We start from the raw sequence: 25,905 nt of genomic DNA on the forward strand, positions 1-25,905 counted from the left end.
AGACTCAGAACTTACCACAAAGCACGAATAGGTTCTTGGTCTTGATTCGTATTACCTGAATTTGAGCTAGTCTCAGTTGTGGAATTATCATTATTGGTGTCTTGTGCATTACCAAGCGTTCCAATCGGCTCAGTAGAAGCGTTATTTTGAGCTACACTGGTTCGGCTGGTATCATCAGAAAAACCATTCCCGTTGGCAGTTGCAGAATTATTCCCGTTAGCAGTTGCAGAATTATTTCTAGTAGCCGTTTCAGCATCATCCCTAGTAGCTGTGCTATTAACATTAATATTAGCCGGAAGAACCCTAGATGCTCTGCGTCCAGGTGGAACATTAGCAGTTTGCTGTCCACCCATTGGAAAATTAATCCCTAGGAAAGTACCTAGTAAAATTGCCACACCACCAGCCATCAAAATCAAGGGTGTCCATCTACCCATCTTGTTTCTCTCCTTTTTAACCTTCTGGTGTCTAAACTAATTGAGAACCTTGACCGATCAACGAAGCCTACTCAAACTTACTCAAAGTTGGAAAGTCTGGTCATTCGTAGTGGATCAAGCAATACAGGGTTAAAGGGAAAACCCTTTATTCCTTGGTCAAGGATATCAGGAATTACTTTTCTCATCTTAAATTAAATGACCCATTAATATCGGCATTTAATAACCTACTATTCCCGATTTTATACAATCCTCTTGCCATTCTCTTCCCCGTAAATTCAGGTTTTATATAACCATACTTAGGTAAAGCATCACCATCTAAAGCACTAGATTGGGATGTATAAGATTCTTCCGTAATTATTACTTTTATTCCTTTACTTTTAGGAACAATTCTCGCCTCAATTATTTCCTTTTGTGATGTAGTAATTCTGATGTTACTCATTGACAGGAGATAAATTCGCTTTTTTAAGGCTTTGTTTGAGATTGATTCATGAGTATATGGTAAGAGATTTCGCCCTTTTATGTTATCTTTATATTTAGGAATTGTCGGTTTTCCTAAAAATTTTTCTGGATGTTCATTCCAGGCTCTTACAGCATGAAGGTAACTTGTCCATGATGAATCTAATGTTCTGATAATTTGCGTACTAGCTTTTGTTGGTAAAGCTTTGTAATCATCAGTTTGAGACAATTGGTGATAGAGTTGATTAAAGTTCAATTTCTGGTGGTGTTGAAAGCAATGTTGCCGATAATGGTAATTAGCTAAGTTAAACAAATTTTTAGACAAAAACGCCTTATGATCAATGGACGACCAGAAAGGATGGTTTTTTGTGATGATATGACATTCAACTAGCTTCATGGCTGGATAATACAAGGAAAATAGTATTATGAAAAGTAAGAACCGCCAAAACCTACTCATTATTCGTGTCTAACTAGAAAAATGAGCAAAACTGAGGAAGTTTAGCTAAATTTTTGGTAACTGTATTGATACTCAAAGATATGTCAATTTTTGCTACATTTACATCACTTAGAACCTGAGTTTGACAGGTTAAACGTAAGTCAGTTGTAGGAAAATGTAGACCAAGCGAAATAGCCGCGTTTGATAACGCCAATTCGCTGCTGACAGTTCGCCTATTACTGTAACCGCACAAGTACCACAACTGCCAACTCCTCGACAGACTTTTCACCCTATAATCTGTCACCTGCTATATATTGGCACATCGCCACAAAGTTGTCTCTTAGGTCTCAATTTTATGACCACAACTCCCTCAAATCAACTTTGGCTCTATGACACTACTCTCCGGGATGGTACGCAACGGGAAGGACTATCAGTGTCTATAGAAGATAAGTTACGCATTGCTCACAGACTCGATGAATTAGGCATACCCTTTATTGAAGGTGGTTGGCCAGGAGCTAATCCTAAAGATGTTCAATTTTTCTGGCAACTCCAAGAAAATCCCCTCAAACAAGCAGAAATAGTTACCTTTTGCTCAACTCGTCGTCCTCACTCTACAGCAGCAGAAGAACCAATGCTGCAAGCCATACTGTCTGCGGGTACTCGCTGGGTGACAATTTTTGGTAAGTCTTGGGATTTCCACGTCATTGAAGGACTCAAGACCAGTTTAGAAGAAAACTTAGCCATGATCAGCGATACAATTGCATATCTCCGTTCTCAAGGACGGCGTGTGATTTATGATGCTGAACATTGGTTTGATGGCTACAAACAAAATCCTGACTATGCTCTCCAGACAATAAAGGCAGCCGCAACAGTAGGGGCCGAGTGGTTAGTACTATGTGATACTAATGGTGGTACTTTACCTCATGAAATTACGCGGATCGTTAAAAATGTTGTGTTGGCAACTGGGGACTGGGAACTGGGGACTGGGAATACAGAAAAAACTCTGACCCAATCTCCACTTCCCCAAATCGGAATTCACACCCATAATGATTCAGAGATGGCGGTTGCTAATGCCCTAGCAGCAGTCATGGCAGGAGCGAAGATGGTGCAGGGTACAATCAATGGTTATGGGGAACGCTGTGGTAATGCTAACCTGTGTTCTGTGATTCCCAATTTACAGTTAAAGCTTGATTATAGCTGTATCGGTGAACACCAGCTAAATCAACTTACAGAAACTAGTCGGTTTGTCAGCGAAGTTGTCAATCTTGCGCCTGATGAACACGCGCCTTATGTGGGACGTTCTGCTTTTGCTCACAAAGGTGGTATTCATGTATCTGCGGTAGAACGTAATCCTTTTACTTATGAACATATTCAGCCGGAACAAGTGGGGAATCGTCGCCGCATTGTTATTTCTGAACAGTCTGGTTTAAGTAATGTCATAGCTAAAGCTCGGTCTTTGGGAATGGAATTAGATAAAAATGATCCCCAAGCCCGGCAAATTCTTCAACGTATGAAAGAATTGGAGAGTGAAGGATATCAATTTGAAGCTGCAGAAGCCAGTTTTGCTCTATTAATGTATGAAGCTTTGGGACTGCGAGAACAGTTTTTTGAAGTTAAAGGTTTTCAAGTCCACTGTGATTTAGTAGAGGTGAAAGAAACTACTAATTCTTTAGCAACGGTGAAAGTAGGTGTAAATGGTATAAATATTCTTGAAGCAGCAGAAGGTAATGGACCAGTGGCGGCTTTAGATGATGCTTTACGTAAAGCTTTGGTGAACTTTTATCCGCAAGTTGCCGACTTTGAGTTGACAGATTATAAAGTCAGAATTCTCAACGGAAATACGGGTACAGCAGCAAAAACCCGTGCTTTGGTAGAATCGGGAAATGGTCAACAACGTTGGACAACTGTAGGAGTTTCTACAAATATTTTGGAGGCTTCCTATCAAGCTGTAGTTGAAGGTTTGGAATATGGTTTGTTGTTGAATTTCCAAGCTGAAAAGGCTCTGAAAGTTTAGGATAAATATCTGAATTTTCATTATGATTATGTTTTTGGTGGAAAAGGTGGGATCATATATATCTATATCAGTTTGATGTTTGCCAAATTTATTATTTTCAACAGAGTATTTCATCTATATCAGTGTTACCTAAAATAGACGTATTGCAGAATTAATATTCTGTTATAATGAATGGGGGTTATATTTGTTTTAGCCAAAAGTTAGACTTACACGGTTATATTTAAATTAGGGCTCGCAAATAACACAAAAAAAAAAATATATATAAGATCTAAAACTCTCTATCATACCACAGAAACAATGTTGCCATAGGTCTAATAAATATTAACTTAACTATATTAGTGTTGGTTGTCTGAACCAGGATATCCAGGACTAAAGGATTTACAGGATGATATCACTAGATTATCTAATTAGATGAGATAGCGATCACATACCATTTCTCATCCACAAGATTGTGACCTTATCAAATATATAGCGTCTTGTCACTTTGGGTATTTTACCCAACTGACTAAAAATCACAAACAAATAACAATCCTGTAAATAATGTTTCAGACAATTAATTAATAATGTTGAAATCCGAAAACTTACTATAATATATGGAATATGCGCCAATAAATTTACAAATCTAATATTAGGCATACCCAAAACTCGGAACACTGTCAACCCCCCTGGCTGAAATCACTAAAACTCCTTAAATTATTGACTATATTCTCAATAATAATGAGAATATAGCCACTCTTATTGATAAAAGTATTTTTCCCCAAAATCTCATACAAATAACTTATATATAGCAGAACCCGAATTTTTTTGAAATTATTAAAAACCTTCTCAATTTAGCCAATTAAGGAAATCCAAATCTACAAGTAATTTTTAAATAGTCAGATTATTAAATCATTAGGTAAAGGCGGATGTGGAGAAGTATTTTTAGCTCAACATAGTCAAACCAAGAAACTTGTCGCACTCAAAATCATGTTACCTGTCGTTGCTGCTCAAGAAATGGGTGTGAAAATATTTTTCAGAGAAACAGAAAACACCAAATATTGACAAATATTGATGTGATGTGATGGTAAAATGGTACTAAAAATTGGACCTTATGGTTTAGCTAAAGCCTTTGATTTAGCAGGTTTAAGTGGGCGAACTTTCACATGGACAAAAATGGGAACACCTGTATTTATGTCTCGCCAATAAGTCCTAGACTTTAAACACGCATTACCAGAAGTTTATGTTTGGGCGAGTGCCGCTTGTCTATAAAATATGTTAACGGGATATTTCCCCCGTGATTTTGTTGGTGATTCTTAGGCTTCTGTGTTGAGAAATGATCCTGTACCCATTCGTCAACGTGATAGTCATATTCCTGAAAAGTTAGCAAAAGTGATAGATTGAGCTTTAACAGAAAAACCGCAAATTCAACTTCAAACCGCAGCACAATTTAATTTAAGGAGGCGTTGGTAAAAACTCGATGAATTTAGGGAAAACTTTCCCAAGCTTGGGCAACCAACTTGCTTAACCAGCGTCGTTGTTGTCTATCTAACACCAGATCATCTTCTAAGACCTCGGCAGTTAATTCTTCTAAGGATTGACCCTGAGCGCGGACAAGTTTGACTACTCCGGCAATTACCGCAGCTACCAGTTCTTCATCAACTGGCTGTTGTCGGAGTGCGAAAATTTCTTGGGGACTGTCTGGGATAGGATAATTCATGGTATGAGTTTACAGAATTTCCAAAATGATTAATAAATTTAACAAACTATTAAAGTTTCTTAATTAAATCTTGATGCAACTGATAGGGCGGAGTGTAACGTACTTTCTGCCTTTGTCAAATCTTTCTTAGTGAGTAGATTGATGGGAGATGTCAACAGAATATGAAAGAGATTCTTTATGTAGAAGTTCCTACTCCAGATACTGGGGCTGTACGCAACTGGCTACAAGTGGATTTTGCACCAGGTAATGGAGAGAAATTGCTTACCCCAGAAGGTTTTCGCTTGAGAAACCCTGGTGTGTCTGTGACGGAGAGTATACCAGATGAACTGTCTATATTTGTCTGGTCGGTACAGCGTACTACTTATCTCAAGGTATTCCGTTGGGCAGATAAACCTTTTGCTAATGAGAGGCAAATTCTTCAACGTCTAACGACAGGAATCCGCAGCCGCTTTCCCCATAGTTATCCACAACCGCCGGAAATTGATGCTCAAAAGTCAATTTTCGCAGAGTTAGAACCTTATTATCCCCTAACTGTCAAGTATTTTCAGAAAATGCCAAATGGGGAATATGATCTGAAGCGTGCTTACTGGTGGGAGCAACGTTGGCGTGAAGGGGTGAGAAATCCTCAGCAGCCCCGTCAGGTGTTATTTTCTGGTCAAGGGGAAGAGGGAAACGAAAGTCCCAATCTTCAATATGACCTTATTTATATTGGTGGTGCTTTAGGTTCAATTCATGCGGCTTTGATGGCAAAGTTGGGCTATAAGGTGCTATTGGTGGAACGTTTGCCGTTTGGCAGGATGAACCGGGAATGGAATATTTCTCGTGATGAAATTCAAAGTTTGGTAAATCTGGGTTTGCTGACAAGTGCTGAGTTAGAAAGCATTATTGCTAGGGAGTATAAAGACGGTTTCAATAAATTTTTTGATGCCAATAATCCTTCTGGCCTGAAAGCGCCGATTCTGCACACGCCGACGGTGCTAAATATCGCTTTGGATTCAGATAAGTTGCTGCAAGTATGTGGAGAAAAACTCAAAGGTGCTGGTGGTGATATCTGGGATGAAACTGAGTTTATTCGGGCTGATATCAGCGATGCACAGGTAAGTATTACTGTCAAGCATTTACCTAGCGGTAATGAGCAGGAAGTGAGTGGAAGATTGCTGGTGGATGCAATGGGAACTGCTTCTCCTATTGCTTGGCAATTAAATGGTGGTAGGGCTTTTGATAGTGTGTGTCCAACTGTGGGAGCAGTAATTGAGAACGGGTTTGAGCATGGTGTGTGGGATGTTCAGTATGGAGATGTTCTCTACAGCCACGGGGATATTTCTCGAAGTAGACAGTTGATTTGGGAGTTGTTTCCTGGGGTTGAGGAGGAACTAACAATTTATCTGTTTCATTACCATGAGGTGAATGGGGAAAATCCTGGTTCTTTGTTGGAGATGTATGAGGACTTTTTCATGATTTTGCCGGAGTATCGCCGCTGTGATATGGATAAGCTGGTGTGGAAGAAGCCGACTTTTGGCTATATACCAGGGCATTTTAGTGTAAGTAATAGAGATCGCACCATTGCCTTTGATAGATTAATTGCTATTGGTGATGCTGCTTCCCTTCAGTCTCCCCTGATTTTTACAGGTTTTGGTTCTCTCGTTCGCAACCTAGAACGGTTAACTACCCTATTAAATACAGCCCTGAAACACAACCTATTGAGTTTTCAGTACTTAAATCAAATTCGTGCCTACCAAAGTAACGTTTCCGTGACTTGGTTATTTTCCAAAGGAATGATGGTTCCCACAGGGAAATTTATCCCGCCCCAAAGGGTAAACTCCATGCTCAATACCTTCTTTGGTTTATTAGCAGATGAACCCCCAGAAGTGGTAGATAATTTCATGAAAGATCGTTGCGATTGGTTAACTTTTAACCGTTTAGCCTTGAAAGCAGCCAGGAAAAATCCTGCTTTACTGCTGTGGATATGGCAAATGGCTGGGTTAAAAGACTTACTGAGGTGGTTTGGTAATTATTTCAACTTTGGTCGTCACGCCCTTATTAGCCTTTTGTTAAGTAGATGGTTTTCAGACTTCCTGAAATCAAGTCAATCTTGGTTAGAACCCCGTTATCCCGGATTATGGTTGCAATTATTAACCATTAATTATGGAATTTCTACTGGTAAACCACAGCGGCATAATCAGGTAGTTAAAGTTAACTCAAAAGCAGTAACTCAAATTGGTCATTAGTAATTAGTCATTGGTCATTGTTCATTGGTAGGACGTAAGACGTAAGACCTAGAAGGTTAATTTCCCCAATTGACTGTTAACTGTTAACTGTCACCTGTCACTTGCTATAGATTCTTCAGCATTGACCTTTGATTGATGATTCTGGGGGGGGAAAACTTGGTAATTCCACAGATGCTAAGGATTTACGTCCCTTGGGTGGACGCTGGGGATAAATCAACGGAGAAGGTGATTTATTTTCTGGGTGATATTCACCCATTGGTTCTAGGGAAAAATTATGTAAAGGCAATTTAGAGGATGTAGACGATGAAACTTCAGCCCAAGAGTCCTCACTATCTCCTGCATTTATCTGTTTATGTGGAAAAGTAGGAGTTATTGGTGGTTCATTAGTTGGAGAGATTAACAAATTTTCTGCTCCAGCACCATAATTTATTTCCACTTCTAAATTCCCTCCTATTATCCTTTTTGGTTCTTCAGCATTTTCCGTAGTAGACGCTGAAGTTTCCCTGATTGACAAATTAGTTTGATGATTGTTTGGAGTATCTCCCGTAGTAAGTGGAGTTACTGATGTCGATTGGGAGGTAAAAAACATTTGAATAAGACTCTCTAACTGCTGGTCTAGTTGGGAAGAACCAGAAGACGCAGTTTCTGATGTAATTAATTCATCAACTTTTAAAGAGGCAGCGATTTTTGTGGATGTGAGAGTATTGTCTTCATCTGAACACAGATCAGAAGATTCTGAAATGGGAGCAGAGTAATTTTTTTCGTGAGGGGATGGAGTTGAAGATTCTACCCAGGAATTATCGGTAAGCTGGTGTAATCCCCCACAGGCATCACTGACAAAATCTGATTCTGCTGACCAAGGTTTAATAGGCTGTGCATTGGGAAACAAAGATCGTGCTTTTCTAGAGAATCTTGTGTGTCCACCAGTTACGTCGTGGGGATGATGAGCTTTGTCTTCTAGGGTGTCATAGTTAGGAACGGAGGTATCTAGACATTTTTCTAAAGCCGCTTTAAATTGCAGCGTTTGACGTTGTTGACGCATCAGTCGAGTCCGCAATTCGCGACCAGTATTTTCTGAGTGTAATAGCTGCTGAGACTGTTCACTGTAATTAGTTTGTAGCAATGAGCATTCGCGCTCTAATTGAGCTAGGCGCTGTTGGCTAATTTGTAACTGTGCTTTATGAGTTTCGATGAAAATATCTTGTCGTTGAACAGTTTGTATAGCTGTTTCTAACTGTTGAAACAAAGACTGAATTTGCTCTTGGGCAGCTGAAAGTTCCTGAGTTTGTTGATTTAGCATCGAATCAGTAACGCTGGAGCGTTTTTTTTGCCATTGCAAAATCTTTTCTGCTTCAGTTAGTTCCTGTTTGAGTTGCTCCACCTGACTGTATAAATCACTGTTAGCTGTGCTTAATTCTTGATTCAATGTCAGTAAGTTTTGAAATTCCGAGTTCACAACGGCTTGTTTTTCACTGTCAGGTTCAGCAACCCAATCCTGTTGTGGATTATTTTTCAAATTCTCTGTATTTGGAGATTCACACTGCTGTAGGTGTAACCCATTGGTGACATCGGTGACTGGATTCAGGAGTGGCAAATTAGTCACGTCCATATTTTCATCATGCACAACTGAGTAAAAATGACAACCCGCCTGCTCTGAAAGTACCGAATTTGTTGGAGAATTTAGGGGTTCAATCACAGTGCCGTTATTTGAGGTGTCAGCTATATTCATCACTCTTGACCCACCTGCTTAAAAATATTCAGCAATACTATTGCCAGCATTGCTGATCAAATACATTCAATTGCCTACGGCAATCAGGATTTCCTCTAGAAGCCAAGTTTAACTCTCTTTCAGCATTAGTGGCTAGTACATGAAGGCAGCTATCAGCTAGAAAGCCTTAATACTCACGGAATTTAATTTTTTGTCTGGTTGCTAACTGTCTGTTTATTTCCGCCAAGTTGTAAATTAGAGGAAAAGCCTACTCCATAAGAAAGATTTTTGACTTTTGACTTTTGACTTGCGCCTTGCGGTACTAGTGATGAGAGAGTGTCCTAATTGTGAATCTAGAATTAAGGGATTTTAGATTTGGGACTAGTAATAATAAATACAGGCTCTTGGTTTTACAACCAGCATAGGAAAAAGGTTTGTGTCGAAACAAGCAGTTTAAAGACACAAGGTTTTGTGATCTCAAGCCAAGGGGTAAATCCAAAATCGCAAATCCAAAATCTAAAATTGCTTGATGCTAATAATACTGAAAATGGTATGTCAGTTTCTTGTGCGTCAAGTTTATTTATGATGTAGTCTTTTTGTCCCTAAGTGGTAGAGGGTGTGAACCTACTTGACGTAGGTTAAAAGTTAGATTAACTTGCTAAAAAATATTATGATCCCCGACCTATTCACTCAACTACTGCTGTTTGGTAGATATTATCTGGGATTAAAGTATTAAATTTTACTAAAAATATAATAATTCAGAAGAAGGAGTATGGCTTACGCCACCCTGTGGTATAAGGAGAAAGAAAAAATTTTCCCCCTACACCCCTGCTCCCCTTAAGGTAGCCAGTGAGGATGAAAACCAACTAAGGGAAGTTGTTCTGGTTTGATTTCGATGTTGGCTACATCAGTGATGGGTAAAAGAGGCATTAACCACAGACTGCTGGTAGCAATCGGTTCACCATCATCAGTTTTTAAGGTGTTTGCAGGTAATGTGGTTGTTGAGTTTTCTATTGGTACTATTTGGTCAAACACTAGACCCAAACCGTCGGGTGCTAAACTCATGTGCACATTTCGTTGGGCTGGGGGTAGCATTAAGAGTGGTTTTTGTTGGTCGGTTTTGAGGTTAATCGCGACTAAATAAGGCTGTTCTATATATTGTTCTTTTGATATTAGTTGTGTTAGTAAGCAGTAGAGGGTGGGTGAGGCAGGATCAAAATTGCAATCAAGGATTGAGCCTGTGGTTTTTAATAGTTGTTTCTGCACCCCTTGATTGGTGACTAGGAATAGGTCTCGGGTGAAGTCAGTATTAAATTTGACCATTGCGGCTTGTGAACCATCTTTGGAAAAAGCTTGAACTAAGCCAAATTGGGGTAGAAAATCTAGAGGTTTGGTAGCTTCTCCTTGAAGGGATAAAATTGCTGTTCCTTGTCCTTGAGCAACTGCTACTGCTTTGCTATCAGGTGTGATGAGAAAATCGCCTGGTGGTTGAGTTTGTAAGCGTTTTGCGGTGGGTTTTGTTCCTGAACTATCTTGAGTTGTTAATAAATGCCATAGCCCAAAGTCGCCTGGATTATCTATTTTGCCGCGTTGGACAACAATTGTTGCTCCATCAGGGGATAGGTCAAATTTTAAGTTTTGATAGTGCTTATTATCTAAAATCAGGTCTAGTTTGCCTGGTGGTTGTGGTTGTTGACCAGTTGTGCTAGAAATTCCTGTTGTGACTGTATATAGCTGGGCTGAGAGTATGTCTGGATTTTTAGAGGAACGAGCGGAAAATAATATTTTCTCTCCATGTGGAAATGGCTCGAAGTCCATCACAATTAGCTCTTTGGGGGTAAGTACCTTTTTTTGCCCTTGGGTTAGGTTATAGATTACTAATTTTCCCTGCTCTTGTTGATTAGCTCCTATGTAAAGTAAAGCGCGATCTCTTGTGATAAAGCTGCCCGTAAACGGTTGAATTTCCCTCTTTTTTCCTTCTTTCTGGGAAAATCTATCTGTTGCTCCTTGCAATGAAACTTTATAAGTTGTTCCATAAGGTGCTGGTGTTACTAGTGTGTAAACTAGTCTTCGCCCTGCCCAACTGATTTTACCTGCGAGAACTGGACAGGTTGTTGAGTTTTCTTCTTCGCTTTTGGTTTCTACTGGACAGACTTTTAAATTTTCTTCTACGCTTTTGGTGTCCATTGGACGACTAAAAGTGAGTGTAAAAGCTGTGTCTTCTGCTCCAATTTGTTGATTCTGCCAGGTAAAGTTACGGACGATGGGCTTGACTGCATCACCTTGCCAGATGACAAAGCCAATCAGTAGACTCAAGAGGATCATGAGGGCGATCACAACACGATCTAGTGGTTGAATAAATTTATAAGATTTTGTCATTGGGTATTGAGCATTGGGTATTGAGCATTGGGCATTGGGCATTGAGCATTGGGCATTCATCATTGCATTTCCCCCTATACCCTTACACCCTGCCTCCTGTCACCTAATAACTATATGGATTTTCAGGTTGGGGAATTTTTTTGAGGGAGGAGGCTTTAATAGTTAATTGACGTTTATTGGCGATGTTTTCTGTGAACATTTGTCCTTCTACTTCCAGCCAGGTATCTGGTGGGTATTGATTGCGGTTTTCTCCCAGTTGAACTGGTAATCCTGCTGGATAGCCATCTGCAGCACAACAAGTAATCACAAATCGAGCTAATAACAAGTGGTTTTGATCTAGTTCTAGAGGATGGATTACAAATCCCTGGACTTTAACTTTCTGCCCTGTATAGGCATCGGGTTCTGGATAGACGTTAAGTGTGCGTACCCAGTCTATGAGCGAGCGCTCTTCTGGTCGAATGGTAGGGCGAAATGCTTGGGGTTGGGCGCGTGTCGCTCCCAATAACTCGGTGACACCCCGTTTAAGTGCTATTTGAGAGGCAAAGACGCGGGGGGTAATGATAAATCCTAAAATTGCTGTGGTTAAGAGTAAGGCACTACCCCAACCAGGAGGAAATAAATTTATATGTTGTTGTTGGTTATTAGGTGCTTCATAACGACGGCATTGTTGCCACAATTGTATCCCTTTGAAAAAACCAACAATCAATAAACCTATTGCACCCACAATTACTAACCAAAAGTAGTCAGGATGAATCAATAAATTTAGTTTGCCTGTGAACCAGTATTTGAGCATTAAAATTCCCCAAGCTATGATTGCTATAACATCCAGCCAAGGAAGTAACTGATTTTTGATTTTTTGTTTTTGTTTTTGGATTGAAGTCATTATTTATTGATTTATTAAGTCAGTTGTAAGTTTCACAGATAACTGCCAAAAATTACATGACGTGCAGATTCAAAAATAAGGTAAATAAAAGTGTCAACTGTCCGGCTAAAGCAAATATATACAATAGGGCTTTAGGTTTGAAAATTGATAACATCAAACCCACACCTTTGATATCAATCATCGGACCAAATACCAAAAATGCTAACAAAGAACCACTGGTAAAGGTGGAAGCAAAAGATAAAGCAAAGAAAGAATCGACTGTAGAACAGATTGATACTACTGCAGCTAAAATCAACATGGCCAGAATTGAAGTAATTGGCCCAGCACCCAAACTGAGGATTAATTCACGGGGTGCTAAGACTTGAATCGCGGCAGCAATGGCACTTCCTAACACCATTACTCCTCCTAATTCCCGCAATTCTTGGATGATATTATCCAATAATAGAAGGAGTTTATCTGCAAAAGGTTTATTGAGGTTAGAAGTTGCGATATTTGTTTCGTTTATACCACCTATCTTGGTAGATCTACCTGCTTTACCACCGAGAATATAAGTTCCTGATTGCAAGATAGTATTAGCCGTTGCTTGTTCTTCTACCTGGTAATATTTTCCCTTGCGTTTAGATTCTGGTTTAGGGGGTGGATTATATTTAATATAACGTGCGAGCGTAGGTTGTAAGAAGGGACTTAAGTCTTGTTGAAGGCTAAAAGCAAAACCGATAATAGTAGCGCTCGCTAAAGATAATACAATTCTTAACACTACTATTTCTGGTTGATCTCTAAATGCTGTCCAAGTTGCCCAAATTACAATTGGGTTAATTGTCGGTGCTGCTAGTAAAAAGCCAATTGCTACCGGTGTGGGGACTCCCTGCATCAATAACCGCCGCGCTACTGGCACATTACCACACTCGCACACCGGAAATAAAAAGCCAATCATACTGCCAACTAAAGCCCCTAGTAGGGCATTTTTGGGCATTTTTTCTACCAATTTGCGTTCATCAATAAAAAACAGCAGCAAACTGGAGAATAACACCCCTAGCAGCAAAAAAGGCATCGCCTCGACTAGCAGACTCAGAAATAGGGTGAAACCATTGTTAAGTTGATTCATTATCATGTCGCAGTCAAAAGCGGTTTTGAGTTTTAGGGTTATGCCTAGTCATTTTATCCAAATCAGAATTAAACGGGGATCAATAGTAAATTGGGAAATGTAAACATTAGTATCTCTCAGATGATCTGAACCTCACACATACAGCATATTAACAGCCAAAGTCTTACAGAATCTAGGTTAAAAACCAAATCACAAGCCTTTTCTACTCCTGATTCAGCATTCTAGGACTTCTGTTGTAGTTTTGATTTCCTAGCTCAATCACCTAGCTTTAAGTTGACACTCCCCTGGCTAAAGCCGAGGGGATTCTTGGTTCACAGACTCGCCGTTAGACGACTGGTTGGCACCAATCCGCCCAAAAGGGCAAATCAAATCTCCGCAAGCGTAAGTTCCCGTATGCCTACGGTACTTAATCCTAGTTTTAGGATATTGACTAAAAAGCGAGACGCAAGCTCCTGGCTTTAGACATGGGGATAAGTCGGTAGTGGCTTCAGCCGCAGTCATAATATACAGCTAAAGTTTATATGATCTTTGTTTTCATTTTGTGCCATTATACAAAAGCGAATTGTATAATCATCCCCGGCTTAAAAAACATACCTCCCTGAAATTTTTTCTGCAAACTTCAATAATTTGGAGAAAATTCCTCTGGTTAATGAACGAAGCACGGTGAAAGTTTCTGTCCGCCTTTGTATATTTCCCGTGCGTAATCAGTCCAAGTACCTTGTCCCCAATATCGAAAACAGCTTGTTTGCAGCAACAAGTTATATAATAAATTTTGACGGTAGTAGGTTTTTTTGGTGATAGCTTCACCTCAGTTGTTGGCTAAGAAGTGATCAAACTGCCGATGAAATGAATTACTTAATTCATACATGGGAGATAAAACATTTTCGTATCCCTGCACCCAACTAATATGATTAGTCCATAATGCGCCATCTACATGAAAATTAGGATTAGTTTTTATAATTCCTTGTATGGCATTTTCTACAGCATTTGGTGAAAAATTATCTGCGGGAATTTGTTGCCAGATCTGATGTTGTCCCACTGGTTGACAAGGGGGAAAGTCTTCAGGTAGATAACCAGCATCTGCTAATAATTCTAAATATTCTGTACCACAGACAGCCACTACTCTGGTTTTACCTCCGCCATGCTGCACCATATCCCACCAGGCTTGTTTAAAACCGTTGGGAAATTCATTCATCATTACACCGCCGTTTTCACCATCACCAATTTGGCTGACGATTGGCGGTACTAAATTAGAAGCTAACTGTTGTTTAGACAAGGTTTTAGCTTCATAATATGGTTGCATTTGAGCGACTAATTTAGTATCTGCTCCTTGGGTTTTAATTAAGGTTGTAATACTAATTGTTTCTCCTTGGGAATTGCGAGCAACTAAACGATGTGGTAAATGTTTTTGCGTGATAGATTCACCAGTAATTGTTTCTATTGTATGTTCTTGTACTAATAACCAAAGATATCCAGATTCTTTGAGGGCTTTGATAAATCCAAATAGGATATCTGGGTGATTTGGTAGGTGCATTTCTGGGGGTGAAAATCCTTTGACTCGTCCTAGTGCTTCCCATCCAAAAATTGCCGCAAAATGATGTTGCCAAGCGATAATATGGAGTTTCATATCTGCTATGGGGGTGGAAGGAATTACAGCGTGACTCCACATTGTCCCTAGCCACTCTACATAAGGCTGATAGGTGGTCTCACAAGTAATCCGTTTGAGGTTGTCGAGGATGTCACTTCGTCCCATTTGTCGGAGTCCCCACAAAAGATTACCAGAATAATCCAACATGACACGGGGATTGCAACCTTGATTTACAAGTTCGGGGATCAAGTCTCCCATGCGACTGTAACAATAGGCAAAAGGTTTTGCATTGTGGTTGTCTCCCTCGTGTTGATGTTCAAACATATATTGCAGGTTGCTAATGAGTGAACTGCTATGTCCAGCTGGTATAGTGGGCTGGTGCATGTGGAGAGCGATTGCAAACACAGCGTCAATATCTGCTAATTTAAGATTGGTTGTTGGTAAAAATACAGCCTGATCATGGTTGACTACAGACAGCACTTCTGTTTCCCACCCAGAAATATTAGGTAAATCATTGATGATTTCGGGCAAAGTGGGCAGATTATGAGGTAATTTCAACATCTATATCTATATATTACTCAGAAACGATATATAACTGTTAATTCTGCACCGATATTGAGTAATGAATACTTCCAGTCACGCTATTTTAAGTTTGGTGATATTTAATCAACAAATCCGAACTCAGTTTACTGCAGCAATTCTGATCCGTGCAGTCCTTCCAGATATTCCCATCTTTGTGTTCTACTTTTTGATGAAGTTTGTTTACCGTTTACCAGAAAAACAGATTTGGTCTGAGGTTTATTATCAACCTTTTTGGCAAGCTGTTGTGAGTACGTTTCATTCCATTCCTTTAGCTTTGCTGGGTATATTAATTGGTCAAATTGCTAATTGGCAAGTGATTGAGGTGGATTGTATCACTAAGGATAAATCTGCTGTCAATCGCTGTAGAACTTGTTTCAAAACTATTGCTGTCCAATCAACATCTGCTGCTGTTGTTTGTTTTCCTAAAGTTAACCTAATTCCGCCCAAAGCGGCTATTTGTGAATACCCCATTGCTAATAAAATCGGACTGGGACTTAATTTTCCACTATTACAAGCAGCACCTGCACTAATGCCGATTCCTGCTAAGTTTAATTGACGGACTAGGGTTTTACCACTAATTTTTTCGCCATCGGCATATTCTAAAGAAAAGCTAAGATGATGGGGTAAGCGGTGAATTCTGTCACCTGTGGGAATTAAACTGGGAATATCTGCTAATTTGGTAAAGAGGCGATCACGCAATTCTGTTAATCTTAGTCTTTCTGTTTCTAACTCCTGTCCCGCTAACTCCGCAGCTACTCCAAACCCAGCAATAGCAGGTGTTGCTTGTGTACCTGAACGCAGTCCTTGTTCTTGTCCACCACCACCTAACAATGGTATTAAGTTCATGCCTGGACGCACATATAAAGCACCTGCACCCAAGGGACCATATATTTTATGACTAGATAAACTCAATAAATCAATACCTAAATTATTGACATCTATCGCTAAACGTCCCGCAACTTGCACCGCATCTGTATGGAATAAAGCACCATGGATTTTGGTAATTCTTCCTAGTTCTGCTATCGGTTGAACAGTTCCCACTTCACTTTGTCCATAAATCACTGATACCAAAACAGTGTTATGTTGCAAAGCTGCTTTTAAATCTTCGGGATTAATTCTACCTTTACCATCTACACCTAAACGGGTAACTTCCCAACCCCAATTTTCTAACATTCGCACCGGTTCAGAAACAGCCGAATGTTCCACACTAGAAATAATGATATGTTGTGGTACAGGATAACATCGAGCCACACCCATAACTGCTAAATTATCTGCTTCTGTTCCCCCAGAAGTAAAGATAATTGATTCGGGAACAGCATTAATTAAACCTGCAACTTGTATTCTTGCTTGTTCCACAACTAATGCTGCACGGTTGCCCCACTCATGTAAACTGGAAGGATTACCCCACTGTTGATTTAAGACTGCTTGCATTGTAGCGATCGCTTCGGGTCGAGTAGGAGTAGTAGCACTGTAATCTAGATATATTTGCATAAAACCATAATTGAGATGATCAAGTATGTACAGTTACTTTGCTAAATCAGTAAAAAGACCGAGTAATTTTATGTTAATGGGTGGACTTTTAGCATCTTTGGTACAACCAGTTTTTTACATAATTAGACATACACCTTATGGGCAATAATAAATAATGTCTACCCTCAATCTATTTTAATCAGATTACCGTGTCTATTTTTCCTCATATGAGATTTGATTTCTATCTTATATCTTTTTATTCCTATTGACTCTCAGTGGTTGTTAAAAAGTCCAATCTTCCAATCAGCTTCTCGCACCATTGCCACAAGAACCATTAATTCAAGTTTACTTCAACCATGCTGAATCTTCAGAATACCAAGAAACCTATCGTCAGCAAACCCATTTAGGAGACGACTGATAAAAACAGATTATTGATGCTATTTGTCAGGCAAAATCTACCATAGATATAGCAGTCCAAGAATTACTTTCCCCTAAAATTGCTCAAGCATTAGCTGTAGAACAAAAAGCTGGTGTCAAGGTCAGGATAATTGTAGAAAATAACTATTCTGGTCCTTGGAGTAGCTTACCTACAAGGGAAATACAGAAACTAGAAACAAGAGAATAAGAACTATATCAAGAATTTCGCCAATTTGTTGATATCAACTAAGATAATCAAATCACAATAGATGAAATTAATTAACGTGATGCTTTACTCATGATCCAAAATGCCCAAATTCCTTGGATAGATGATACACCAGATGGTACTGCGGGTAGCAGTTTTATTCATCATAGATTTGGAATTGTAGATAATCGTTCTGCCATTATTACTGCTGCTAATTTTACATTAAGTGATACATCAGGAGGTTTTAGTAATTCTAGGAGTTTAGCTAATGCCAATAATTTACTAAAAATCGACAGTCTAGAATTAGCAACTTTATTTACTGAAGAGTTTAATAATATGTGGGGTGATGGTGCGGGAGGTAAGCCAAATAGTATAAAAAGATCTGTGCATTGCCACCTCATAAACTATACGTTCTAACGTAATAGATACCCATTACTCTGCTCTAAAGTCAAAGTGTCTGTAATACCCAGGTTATTCTATACGTTTAGCCCTTTAACCCGACTAATCATTTCTCTCGGTTGTGCTGTATTCGTATCAGGACTACTCCCGTCTTGGTTGCGTTTACCTACTCCTATTCTCTGTATTTGGAACTCTAGCGCCTATGTTTTTTTGGGGTTGACTTGGTGGAAAATGCTTAAAGCTACTGCGGAAGAAAACCGCTCTTATGCACAGCGTGAATACAAAGGTCGTTTGGTGATATACACATTCATTGTCTTCGCTTCTTGTATGAGTATGTTAGTGATCGCATCCCTCCTGAATTATCATAAACATGGGCTATTGACGATTTCCTTACCCCTACGCGTCATGCTTGCAAGTATGACGATTTTCAGTCCTTGCTTACTAGTACATACCTAGTACATACAATGTTTGCTCTGCTATATGGACGCACTTGTTACCAACATGATTGTGAAATCAATCTTGGAAATATAGCTGGAGGCTTAGGTTTTCCTAACGAGAACTATCCAGATTACTAGGACTTTTTATATTTTTCCTTTGTGATTGCTATGACTGGTCAATTCTCTGACGTGCAAACAACAGTACGTTCTATGAGGCGCTTAACTTTGCTGCATGGTGTGTTTTCCTTCTTTTTTAAGACTACCGTTCTTGCTATGAGTATCAATATAATATCTTGCGGCACTAATTTAAACGTTGTTTGATGAGCAATTTTAGATAGAATATTCAATTTTGAATTGTAGATTTTGAATTTTGAATTTCCCGAAAGTGTTAACTCTATCAAAGGTGTGGAACTATGATTCTCTACTTATAGAAAGATGAAATCGTAGAATAATATTCTTAACATAGACCTAACTTAAATAGCCGGAGTCAGTTTATGCCTTATAACAAAATAAATGAATTACCTCAAGATATCCAAACACGACTACCAGAACACGCTCAACAGATTTTTGTAGCTGCTTTCAATGCTGCTCAAAGTGACGGAATGAATGAAGATACTTCTTTAGAAGTAGCCTGGAATAGTGTTCACAATGAATATGAGCCAGACAGAGAAGGTAACTGGCATAGAAAACCAGAAGATCCTGCCATACATCATAAAGCTGTCATGTCTGGTGGTAATTAATTACCTAAAAAATAAATATTAATTTATAGGCGGTCTTTATAATGAGAAACCGCTTTTCATTGGAAATTATCCATGAGCAATACTACAACACTCTTTCGTGCAGGTGGTCAAGCAGAACTTGATTTAATCGCTGCAACTATACAGCCTTTCTACCCCGACTTCCTTTCCAACCAATTTTTTATCCTGTACTTAACGAAGCCTATGGTGTAGAGATTGCTAGAGAGTGGAACACAAAAGACAAAACATCTAGATATGTTGGTTATGTAACAATATTTTAAGTTAAAACAAAATTTATCGACAATACAGCTTGCGAACTGTCAGTAGTGCTCAACAGCAAGAGTATTGGATACCTGCTGAGAAATTAGATGCATTTAATGCTAATATTGTAGATATGATTGAAGTTATTGCTGAATTTAGAGCAACTTCAAATAAATAAGACTAAGTTGTATTAACTACAAGCCATGCTAGTTATCAAAGACGAAATTAAACTTCGTCTCATGCGAGATGATAAACAAGACTATCTGTTAATGGAAAAATGGCGTTCTGATGAGGAAGTGTTAAAATTTTATGGCGGTAGAGATTATCCTTATGATTTGAAAAAAGTCGTAGAAACATATCAACCTAGAATTTTGGGAGAAGAACCTCTAATTCCCTGCATTTTCTCTTATAAAAATATAGAAATTGGTTATTTGCAATATTATGATCTCAATCAATTACCACCACATATTAAACAAATGTATTCTCTAGAAAAAACAGATAATATCTATGGAATTGATTTATTTATTGGTGAAACTAAATATTGGAATCAGGGAATAGGTACAAAATTGCTTTCAGCCGTGATAAATTATATTTTTACTGAAGTGCACGCTGTAAAAATTGTTATTGATGCCAATGTTAGGAATCTCCGTGCCATTCACTGCTATGAAAAATGTGGATTTGTAAAAATTAAGCTGTTACCATCTCATGAACTCTATGAGGGCAAATATCAGGATTGTTGGTTAATGGCAATAAAACGTAATAATTCACTACACTAAGAATAAATTACCTTGGTGGAATTTAGGTGCCTATAAAAACTATGACTCAAGCAACTACAAGAATTTGTATACTAGGTGGCGGCTTTGGTGGACTTTACACCGCCCTTCGTTTAAGCCAATTACCGTGGGAGTCTACACCAAAACCTGAGATTATATTAGTAGATCAGAGCGATCGCTTTCTCTTCTCTCCCTTCCTGTATGAACTCCTCACTGGAGAACTGCAAGCTTGGGAAATCGCCCCACCATACCAAGAACTACTACAAGGAACAGGTGTGCGTTTTCATCAAGCAGTTGTCTCAGAAATCGATACCGACAAGCAACAAGTACAATTACAAAACGGACTAGAAATAGCCTACGACCGACTAGTATTAGCTTTAGGTGGCGAAACACCTCTTGATCTAGTTCCAGGTGCTACAACCTACGCTCACCACTTCCGTAGCATCACAGAGGTTTATCGCCTAGAAGAAAGCCTACGAGTTTTAGAAGCATCAGAAACAGAAAAAATTCGTATAGCCATAGTCGGTGCAGGTTACAGTGGCGTAGAATTAGCTTGTAAACTTGCAGATAGAATTGGCGAAAAAGGACGCTTCCGCCTAATTGAAATCAGCGATCAAATTTTGCGAACTTCCCCAGAATTTAACCGCCAAGCAGCGAAAAAAGCCTTAGAAACCAGAGGTGTGTTTATAGACTTAGAAACCAAAGTAGTCTCGATTGGAGAAAATACCATCTCCCTAGAGTATAAAACTCAAGTAGACGAAATTCCCGTAGATTTGGTAATTTGGACAGTTGGGACAAGAGTTGCCCCACTCGTAAAAACCCTACCCCTCAAGCAAAACCAACGTGGACAAATCACCACCACATCAAAACTGCAAGTCCTGGAACATCCCGAAATTTTCGCTTTAGGAGATTTAGCAGACTGTCTTGATACAGAAGGAAAGCAAGTACCAGCTACAGCGCAAGTCGCCTTCCAACAAGCCGATTATACCGCTTGGAACATCTGGGCATCTCTAACAAATCGTCCTTTACTTCCCTTCCGCTATCAACAATTAGGAGAAATGATGGCCTTGGGAGTAGACAACGCTACCCTCACAGGTTTAGGCATCAAATTAGATGGTTCTTTAGCATACATCGCCCGTCGTTTAGCTTATTTGTATCGTTTACCAACTTTAGAACATCAATTGAAAGTTGGGTTTAGTTGGTTAGTCAGTCCTATCATCAAAACCCTTTCTCAGTAAAATAGGTAACAGCGAATAGGTGACAGAAGGCAGACGAGTAGAGGTCCTGGGGCTGGTGGGGAGGCTGGGGGAGAAAAATTGAGCCTTCCTCCTGATAGCTTACCCTATGGTAAGCAAGCCACACGTAGTGTACCGTAGGCATAGCGTGGCGATAGCCATACTCCTAAACTCCTAACCAGTAACTGACATTAATTTTAGAAATTATGAAAAAACCAAAAGTTATTTTTTTAGATGCGGTAGGTACACTCTTTGGTGTTAAAGGTAGTGTAGGCAAAGTTTATAGTCAAATAGCCCAGGAATTTGGCGTTGCAGTTTCTCCGGAAATCCTCAATAAATACTTTCTTAAAAGCTTCAAAGCTGCACCACCATCCATATTTCTCCATACAGATATTCAAGATATTCCCCAGCGAGAATTTGATTGGTGGCGCATTATTGCCCTCAAAACCTTTGAAGGTGCAGGTGTTCTCAATGAATTTTCTGATTTTTCCGCTTTTTTTAGCGAACTTTATATTCACTTTGGTACTGCTGAACCTTGGTTTGTCTATCCAGATGTTCCTCTGGCTTTGGTAAACTGGCGACGGTTAGGAGTTGAATTAGGTGTACTGTCTAATTTTGATTCCCGTCTATACTCAGTATTACAAAGCTTAGGACTGAGAGACTATTTCAAATCCATTACCATTTCCACCCAAGTCCGTACAGCTAAACCAGATCCGCAAATTTTTAACATCGCCTTGCAAAGTCATCACTGTTCACCAGAGGAAGCATGGCACATTGGAGACAGCATAACAGATGACTATCATGGCCCTAGAAAGGCTGGTATGAGGGGTATTTGGATTAACCGCCAGCAAAATTACTAAATTATTTTTTCTTGGTTTAATATAATAAAATATATCTCCTTGGCTCTAGATGTTTGGAATAGCTCTAGAGAAAGACAACCACCACAGACCTTTCGTTGTGTCACTCCTAAACCTAACCTTAGTTCAGCTAAATTATGATCAAGGTCTATTGCCTAAGGAAGGTAAAAGTTTACCAGGTTCCCCTGGGGGTTGATCAATGAATGAATGGAAGATTCGACTTTTGGTTGAAACTAGGATGGCCAAGTCAAGAATTCATGAAGGTTTTGGGTTTGTTGGAATAAAGGGTAGTTTTTAAAACCTTCATCTATGAGGTCCATGAATTTTGTGCCAATTTCTTGGTGATTGAAGCCAGGAATCTTGATTAGTGTCTTGAAGTGACGGGCTAGGGTAGATGTGCCTGACATTTCTGTTGAGCTGTGACCGGATAACCGTTATAGGCAGTAAAGTCATCAGAACTGAGTACACCAGAGTAACTTGAACCCACAATGGATTCTAATTTGCCAGGATAAGGAGTATCAGGCTCATGAAATAAAGGGAAGTCACTATTGGCAAAAATCCATAACTATTGTTTCACCCCTTTGACTACTCAGGGTGTTTCATCCCCAAGGATATGAGGCTGGGTTTGTTTTATCCACTGTTTGAGGCTATGAATACTTTGAGCCACTGGACCATCTATTCCTTCATTGGTACCTGCTAGTGTTCCCACTCCAATTTCTATTTGACCCAGTGCCCACAACAACAAGTGTTGTTTTTCATAGGGTCAATGACCCTAGTTATTGCTCCATCCCGAAAAAGCTTGTCCTGTGATTCCTATATTTTGTCCCGGTACTATCTCTGGTGATCAGTGTGCCCTTTGTGTTTCCCCACACACAGTGCGAATCTACGTATATCTTTCATATTCTACTATTTGGATTGGCCTGTCCACCAACTCCCCGACTTGTTGTGTTTGGATTTTTATTGGTTCGCCAAAGAATTGCCCCTGACCTCACCATCCACACACTTGCCGTCCCACTATCTCAAATCTATTCTATCTACTCCACCAAACACCTTTCTCCTTTTTCCCCTATGCCCTGGTTGTCCTCCTGGGTTCCGTTTTCGTGTCTGGTTTTCTTCTGGATTCTCTTCTTATTTGTTCTCGGTTTTTTTCAGGATGTCTGGCCACGGTGGTTTGGATCATGTTATGGTCTCTAAATCTCTAGTGACTTTGAGTTTCTCTATTTCTCTTTCCAGTTCTACTACTCTATTTTGTTAGGTTATTTATACTTTTCCCCTGGTCAATAATGATTTCTACCAGTTGCTCTGTTCCCAACTGCTTCAATATGTCTCTGTCTAGTTTTGGTGGCAGCTTCTTTTCCATAACTTCTATATTCTGCCTCACCTATCACACTTGTCAATACCCCACCACCTGAATCCTTACCAGGAAAGTTTATTTCGCAGTGCATGGAAAATGTGAAAATGCTATTATCGTTTTCAAATATAAAGGCTGTTCCATCTCCTTGATGTACATCTAAATCGAGAATTAATATCTTTTTGGCAAGTCCTAATTTTTGAATGACGCGAGCAGCAATTGCTAAATCATTCAAGATACAAAAGCCTGACCCATAATCGGGAAAAGCATGATGAGTTCCACCAGCAATATTACAAGCTAAACCTTCATTGATTGCTAATTTAGCAGTTAATATTGTTCCACCTAATGCGATGATAGATACGATTTACTAAAGCTGAACTCTAAGGTAAACCAATGCGTCTCTGTGCTTTTGCTTCTAATGTTCCTTCGCAGTAAGCTTGAACATAATTTGGGGTATGAATTAATTCAATCAACTCTTGGGGTGGACGTTCAGGACTGTGAAATTGTTCTGGATGTGCTACTTTTTCATTTAACGGGGCTTAAACAAAAGTTAAGAGTAAAAAGGAGTATGGTGCGGTTTCGCTGTACCTTTCACGTTCCAAGAAGCTGATGAAAGAAACCACTGCCCCAGCAATGGCACCATGGTTTGAAACATGGTGTCATTTGATGATGTATTTACTCATCAAGCGCAAAAAAGAGAGTTTAGACATGATTTAGGGGGATGATTGGGTGAAAGTGAGAGAAAAAACCTATTTCAAATGGCAGAGAATGCCCTAGGGGTGACCTACCACCGATTACACCACGTTTTAACTGAAGCACCTTGGTCCAGTTCCCAAGTCAATGAGCGTCAGTTAGAGATTATGAACAAGTGTAGTCAGAGGAGAATCACCAGAGGATTTAGCTTAATAATTGATGATTCTGTCCATAGAAAAAGGGGGAATTTTAGGGATGGAGTAGGAAGACAATATATTGGAGAAATTGGGAAAAGGGATAATGGAATAGTAGTAGTAACAACACATCTATATGATATGATGGCAGTAAAAGCTTACCATTACATATAGAGTTATATCACCACGGTGATTCTTTACCCAAAGGGAAACAAGACCCTCGATTTGAGAATAAACCTGAGTTAGGAATTAAATTAATAGATCTGACCTTAAGCCGTGATTATCAACCAGGAATAGTAATTATAGATACTGGATATGGCCACAATACATCTTTCTTATTAAAGATAGAAAATTGGAATTTAAAGTAGTTAGGAGGATTAGCTAAAAATCCCACAGTCCTTAGCAGTGACCAAGAGGATAGTCCACAAATAATTAGGTTAGATGAATTAGCACAAAGTTTACCCCAAGAGGCTTTTACAGAAGTTCAACTGGAGTTAGATAAACTCAAAACATTATGGGTAGTAACTAAGGAAGTAGAAATATCAGCCTTAACTAGAAAGCAGAATATTACTATCCTCATCAACGGTTCTACTTTCTCTCAAGCCACTGATATTGAATACTTTATGACCAATATTTCTTGATCAATTGTCACACCCCAATGGATAGTTGATACATATTCTCAGAGAAATTGGGTAGAAGTTTTTTACAGGGAAGCCAAGGGATAGTTAGGACTTAAAGAATATTAAGTTCCAGATAAAAACAGTTTACTGCGCCATTTTATTTTGGTTTTTTATCCCTACACTTTTATTCTTTGCCATCAGTGGACTGGAGGATTAAGACCAAGGTGGGCTAAGAAACCTTTGAATACTTTTACTGCAGCTTTAGAAGGGTTTAGAACAGCCATATCTTTTCTATTTATTGATTGGTTCAACTGGAATCCGGACGTGTTTCCTTCTTATCAAGTCAAGCCAATTTGGGCTACATTTGGGCTTGATTTTTGTTGACGTCCCGTTAACAGCAATTCATACAGTTGTCCGAATTTCGACATCGGGAAGCGATGCCCTGGTGGTAGAGGAGGTATATAATCTTGATGATAAATAATAGGTAAATCCATTGCTTAGGCAAGTTAAGCCATTAAATTTTTAGGTCAACAACTACTCAGCATATGTGTAGAAAATTTCTCTGCAGTGAGATTGGTATCAATTTCAGAAATGTTACGAAAATAACGTGGTTATATAAATAATCTTTGCAAAAATGGATCAGAAATTTTTGAACAGATTACTATTAGACTTGTCCACAAAAGATAAAAAGCTTACTGTGAAAGCGTTACAAGAACTATAACTGGGATGAAACACTAATTATGGCTG

The 25,905-nt window shown here is 39.2% G+C and carries 17 protein-coding genes and 6 pseudogenes; 10 read left to right on the top strand and 13 right to left on the bottom strand.

All coding sequences use genetic code 11. The features are described from left to right. Positions 1 to 11: 11 nt before the first annotated feature. The 3 genes and pseudogenes from AAZO_RS22880 to AAZO_RS40060 all read right to left on the bottom strand — a co-directional run. Positions 12 to 434: a hypothetical protein gene (locus tag AAZO_RS22880; RefSeq protein WP_013192978.1), complete on the bottom strand. Its 423-nt coding sequence runs from the start codon at positions 432 to 434 to the stop codon at positions 12 to 14. 181 nt (positions 435 to 615) lie between these two features. Then, positions 616 to 1,119, bottom strand: coding sequence for a hypothetical protein (locus AAZO_RS40055; RefSeq protein WP_049790925.1), 504 nt, complete (start codon positions 1,117 to 1,119; stop codon positions 616 to 618). Positions 1,120 to 1,360: 241 nt separating this feature from the next. After that, positions 1,361 to 1,605, bottom strand: a pseudogene (locus AAZO_RS40060) (2Fe-2S iron-sulfur cluster-binding protein); the annotation flags it as partial. Between the two features lie 76 nt (positions 1,606 to 1,681). On the opposite strand from AAZO_RS40060, the gene cimA reads away from it, so the two are divergent. Then, on the top strand, positions 1,682 to 3,340 hold the full coding sequence (cimA, locus tag AAZO_RS22890) for a citramalate synthase (protein WP_013192980.1): 1,659 nt from the start codon (positions 1,682 to 1,684) through the stop codon (positions 3,338 to 3,340). A gap of 1,462 nt (positions 3,341 to 4,802) precedes the next feature. Here cimA and AAZO_RS22900 read toward each other — a convergent pair. Continuing rightward, on the bottom strand, positions 4,803 to 5,036 hold the full coding sequence (locus AAZO_RS22900; protein WP_013192982.1) for a hypothetical protein: 234 nt from the start codon (positions 5,034 to 5,036) through the stop codon (positions 4,803 to 4,805). A gap of 161 nt (positions 5,037 to 5,197) precedes the next feature. Between AAZO_RS22900 and AAZO_RS22905 the strand changes: the two genes are divergently transcribed. Next, on the top strand, positions 5,198 to 7,264 hold the full coding sequence (locus tag AAZO_RS22905) for an NAD(P)/FAD-dependent oxidoreductase (protein ID WP_013192983.1): 2,067 nt from the start codon (positions 5,198 to 5,200) through the stop codon (positions 7,262 to 7,264). 115 nt (positions 7,265 to 7,379) lie between these two features. Here the strand turns inward: AAZO_RS22905 and AAZO_RS22910 are convergent, their stop codons facing one another. The 6 genes and pseudogenes from AAZO_RS22910 to AAZO_RS22935 form a co-directional block, all read right to left on the bottom strand. Continuing rightward, the gene (locus AAZO_RS22910; protein WP_013192984.1) at positions 7,380 to 8,993 is read right to left on the bottom strand and encodes a GumC domain-containing protein; all 1,614 of its coding nucleotides are present in this window, start codon (positions 8,991 to 8,993) and stop codon (positions 7,380 to 7,382) included. Positions 8,994 to 9,809: 816 nt separating this feature from the next. Then, positions 9,810 to 11,351: an Ig-like domain-containing domain gene (locus tag AAZO_RS22915; RefSeq protein WP_013192985.1), complete on the bottom strand. Its 1,542-nt coding sequence runs from the start codon at positions 11,349 to 11,351 to the stop codon at positions 9,810 to 9,812. Between the two features lie 103 nt (positions 11,352 to 11,454). Continuing rightward, a complete protein-coding gene (locus tag AAZO_RS22920; protein ID WP_013192986.1) occupies positions 11,455 to 12,234 on the bottom strand; it encodes a TIGR03943 family putative permease subunit in 780 nt (259 codons plus the stop codon). Between the two features lie 52 nt (positions 12,235 to 12,286). Next, positions 12,287 to 13,339 carry a permease gene (locus tag AAZO_RS22925; protein WP_013192987.1) on the bottom strand — a complete coding sequence of 351 codons (1,053 nt, stop codon included), beginning with the start codon at positions 13,337 to 13,339 and terminating at the stop codon, positions 12,287 to 12,289. Positions 13,340 to 13,985: 646 nt separating this feature from the next. Continuing rightward, a pseudogene (locus tag AAZO_RS22930) lies at positions 13,986 to 15,488 on the bottom strand (glycosyl hydrolase family 57). A gap of 315 nt (positions 15,489 to 15,803) precedes the next feature. Continuing rightward, complete coding sequence (locus AAZO_RS22935) at positions 15,804 to 17,000, bottom strand: cysteine desulfurase family protein (RefSeq protein WP_013192989.1); 1,197 nt, start codon at positions 16,998 to 17,000, stop codon at positions 15,804 to 15,806. A 206-nt stretch (positions 17,001 to 17,206) separates the two neighbouring features. Between AAZO_RS22935 and AAZO_RS22940 the strand changes: the two are divergent. From AAZO_RS22940 to AAZO_RS22965, 7 genes and pseudogenes are all read left to right on the top strand, one after another. Further along, a pseudogene (locus AAZO_RS22940) lies at positions 17,207 to 17,973 on the top strand (phospholipase D-like domain-containing protein); the annotation flags it as partial. An 81-nt stretch (positions 17,974 to 18,054) separates the two neighbouring features. Continuing rightward, entirely contained in the window at positions 18,055 to 18,456 is a 402-nt protein-coding gene (locus AAZO_RS40065) for a DUF1345 domain-containing protein (protein WP_228371381.1), read from the top strand. A gap of 149 nt (positions 18,457 to 18,605) precedes the next feature. After that, positions 18,606 to 18,758: a DUF1345 domain-containing protein gene (locus AAZO_RS40070; RefSeq protein WP_266889788.1), complete on the top strand. Its 153-nt coding sequence runs from the start codon at positions 18,606 to 18,608 to the stop codon at positions 18,756 to 18,758. 173 nt (positions 18,759 to 18,931) lie between these two features. Next, a complete protein-coding gene (locus AAZO_RS22945) occupies positions 18,932 to 19,177 on the top strand; it encodes a ChaB family protein (protein ID WP_013192990.1) in 246 nt (81 codons plus the stop codon). Positions 19,178 to 19,638: 461 nt separating this feature from the next. Continuing rightward, entirely contained in the window at positions 19,639 to 20,211 is a 573-nt protein-coding gene (locus AAZO_RS22955) for a GNAT family N-acetyltransferase (RefSeq protein ID WP_013192991.1), read from the top strand. A 41-nt stretch (positions 20,212 to 20,252) separates the two neighbouring features. Next, positions 20,253 to 21,446, top strand: a complete 1,194-nt coding sequence (locus AAZO_RS22960) for an NAD(P)/FAD-dependent oxidoreductase (protein ID WP_013192992.1) — start codon at positions 20,253 to 20,255, stop codon at positions 21,444 to 21,446. 203 nt (positions 21,447 to 21,649) lie between these two features. Beyond that, positions 21,650 to 22,303, top strand: coding sequence for an HAD-IA family hydrolase (locus AAZO_RS22965; protein ID WP_013192993.1), 654 nt, complete (start codon positions 21,650 to 21,652; stop codon positions 22,301 to 22,303). A 586-nt stretch (positions 22,304 to 22,889) separates the two neighbouring features. Here AAZO_RS22965 and AAZO_RS35855 read toward each other — a convergent pair. Together AAZO_RS35855 and AAZO_RS22975 are read right to left on the bottom strand one after the other, a co-directional pair. Further along, a complete protein-coding gene (locus AAZO_RS35855; protein WP_187289560.1) occupies positions 22,890 to 23,045 on the bottom strand; it encodes a hypothetical protein in 156 nt (51 codons plus the stop codon). 673 nt (positions 23,046 to 23,718) lie between these two features. Then, positions 23,719 to 24,184 (bottom strand): annotated as a pseudogene (locus AAZO_RS22975) (histone deacetylase family protein); the annotation flags it as partial. A 76-nt stretch (positions 24,185 to 24,260) separates the two neighbouring features. Here AAZO_RS22975 and AAZO_RS27755 point away from each other — a divergent pair. Then, positions 24,261 to 25,542: pseudogene (locus tag AAZO_RS27755) on the top strand (IS701 family transposase). A gap of 8 nt (positions 25,543 to 25,550) precedes the next feature. On the opposite strand, the pseudogene AAZO_RS34480 reads toward AAZO_RS27755, so the two are convergent. Beyond that, positions 25,551 to 25,652, bottom strand: a pseudogene (locus tag AAZO_RS34480) (histone deacetylase); the annotation flags it as partial. Positions 25,653 to 25,905 lie beyond the last annotated feature (253 nt).

The sequence above is a fragment of the 'Nostoc azollae' 0708 genome (genome assembly GCF_000196515.1).
In the GTDB taxonomy this organism is placed as follows: Bacteria; Cyanobacteriota; Cyanobacteriia; order Cyanobacteriales; family Nostocaceae; genus Trichormus_B; species Trichormus_B azollae.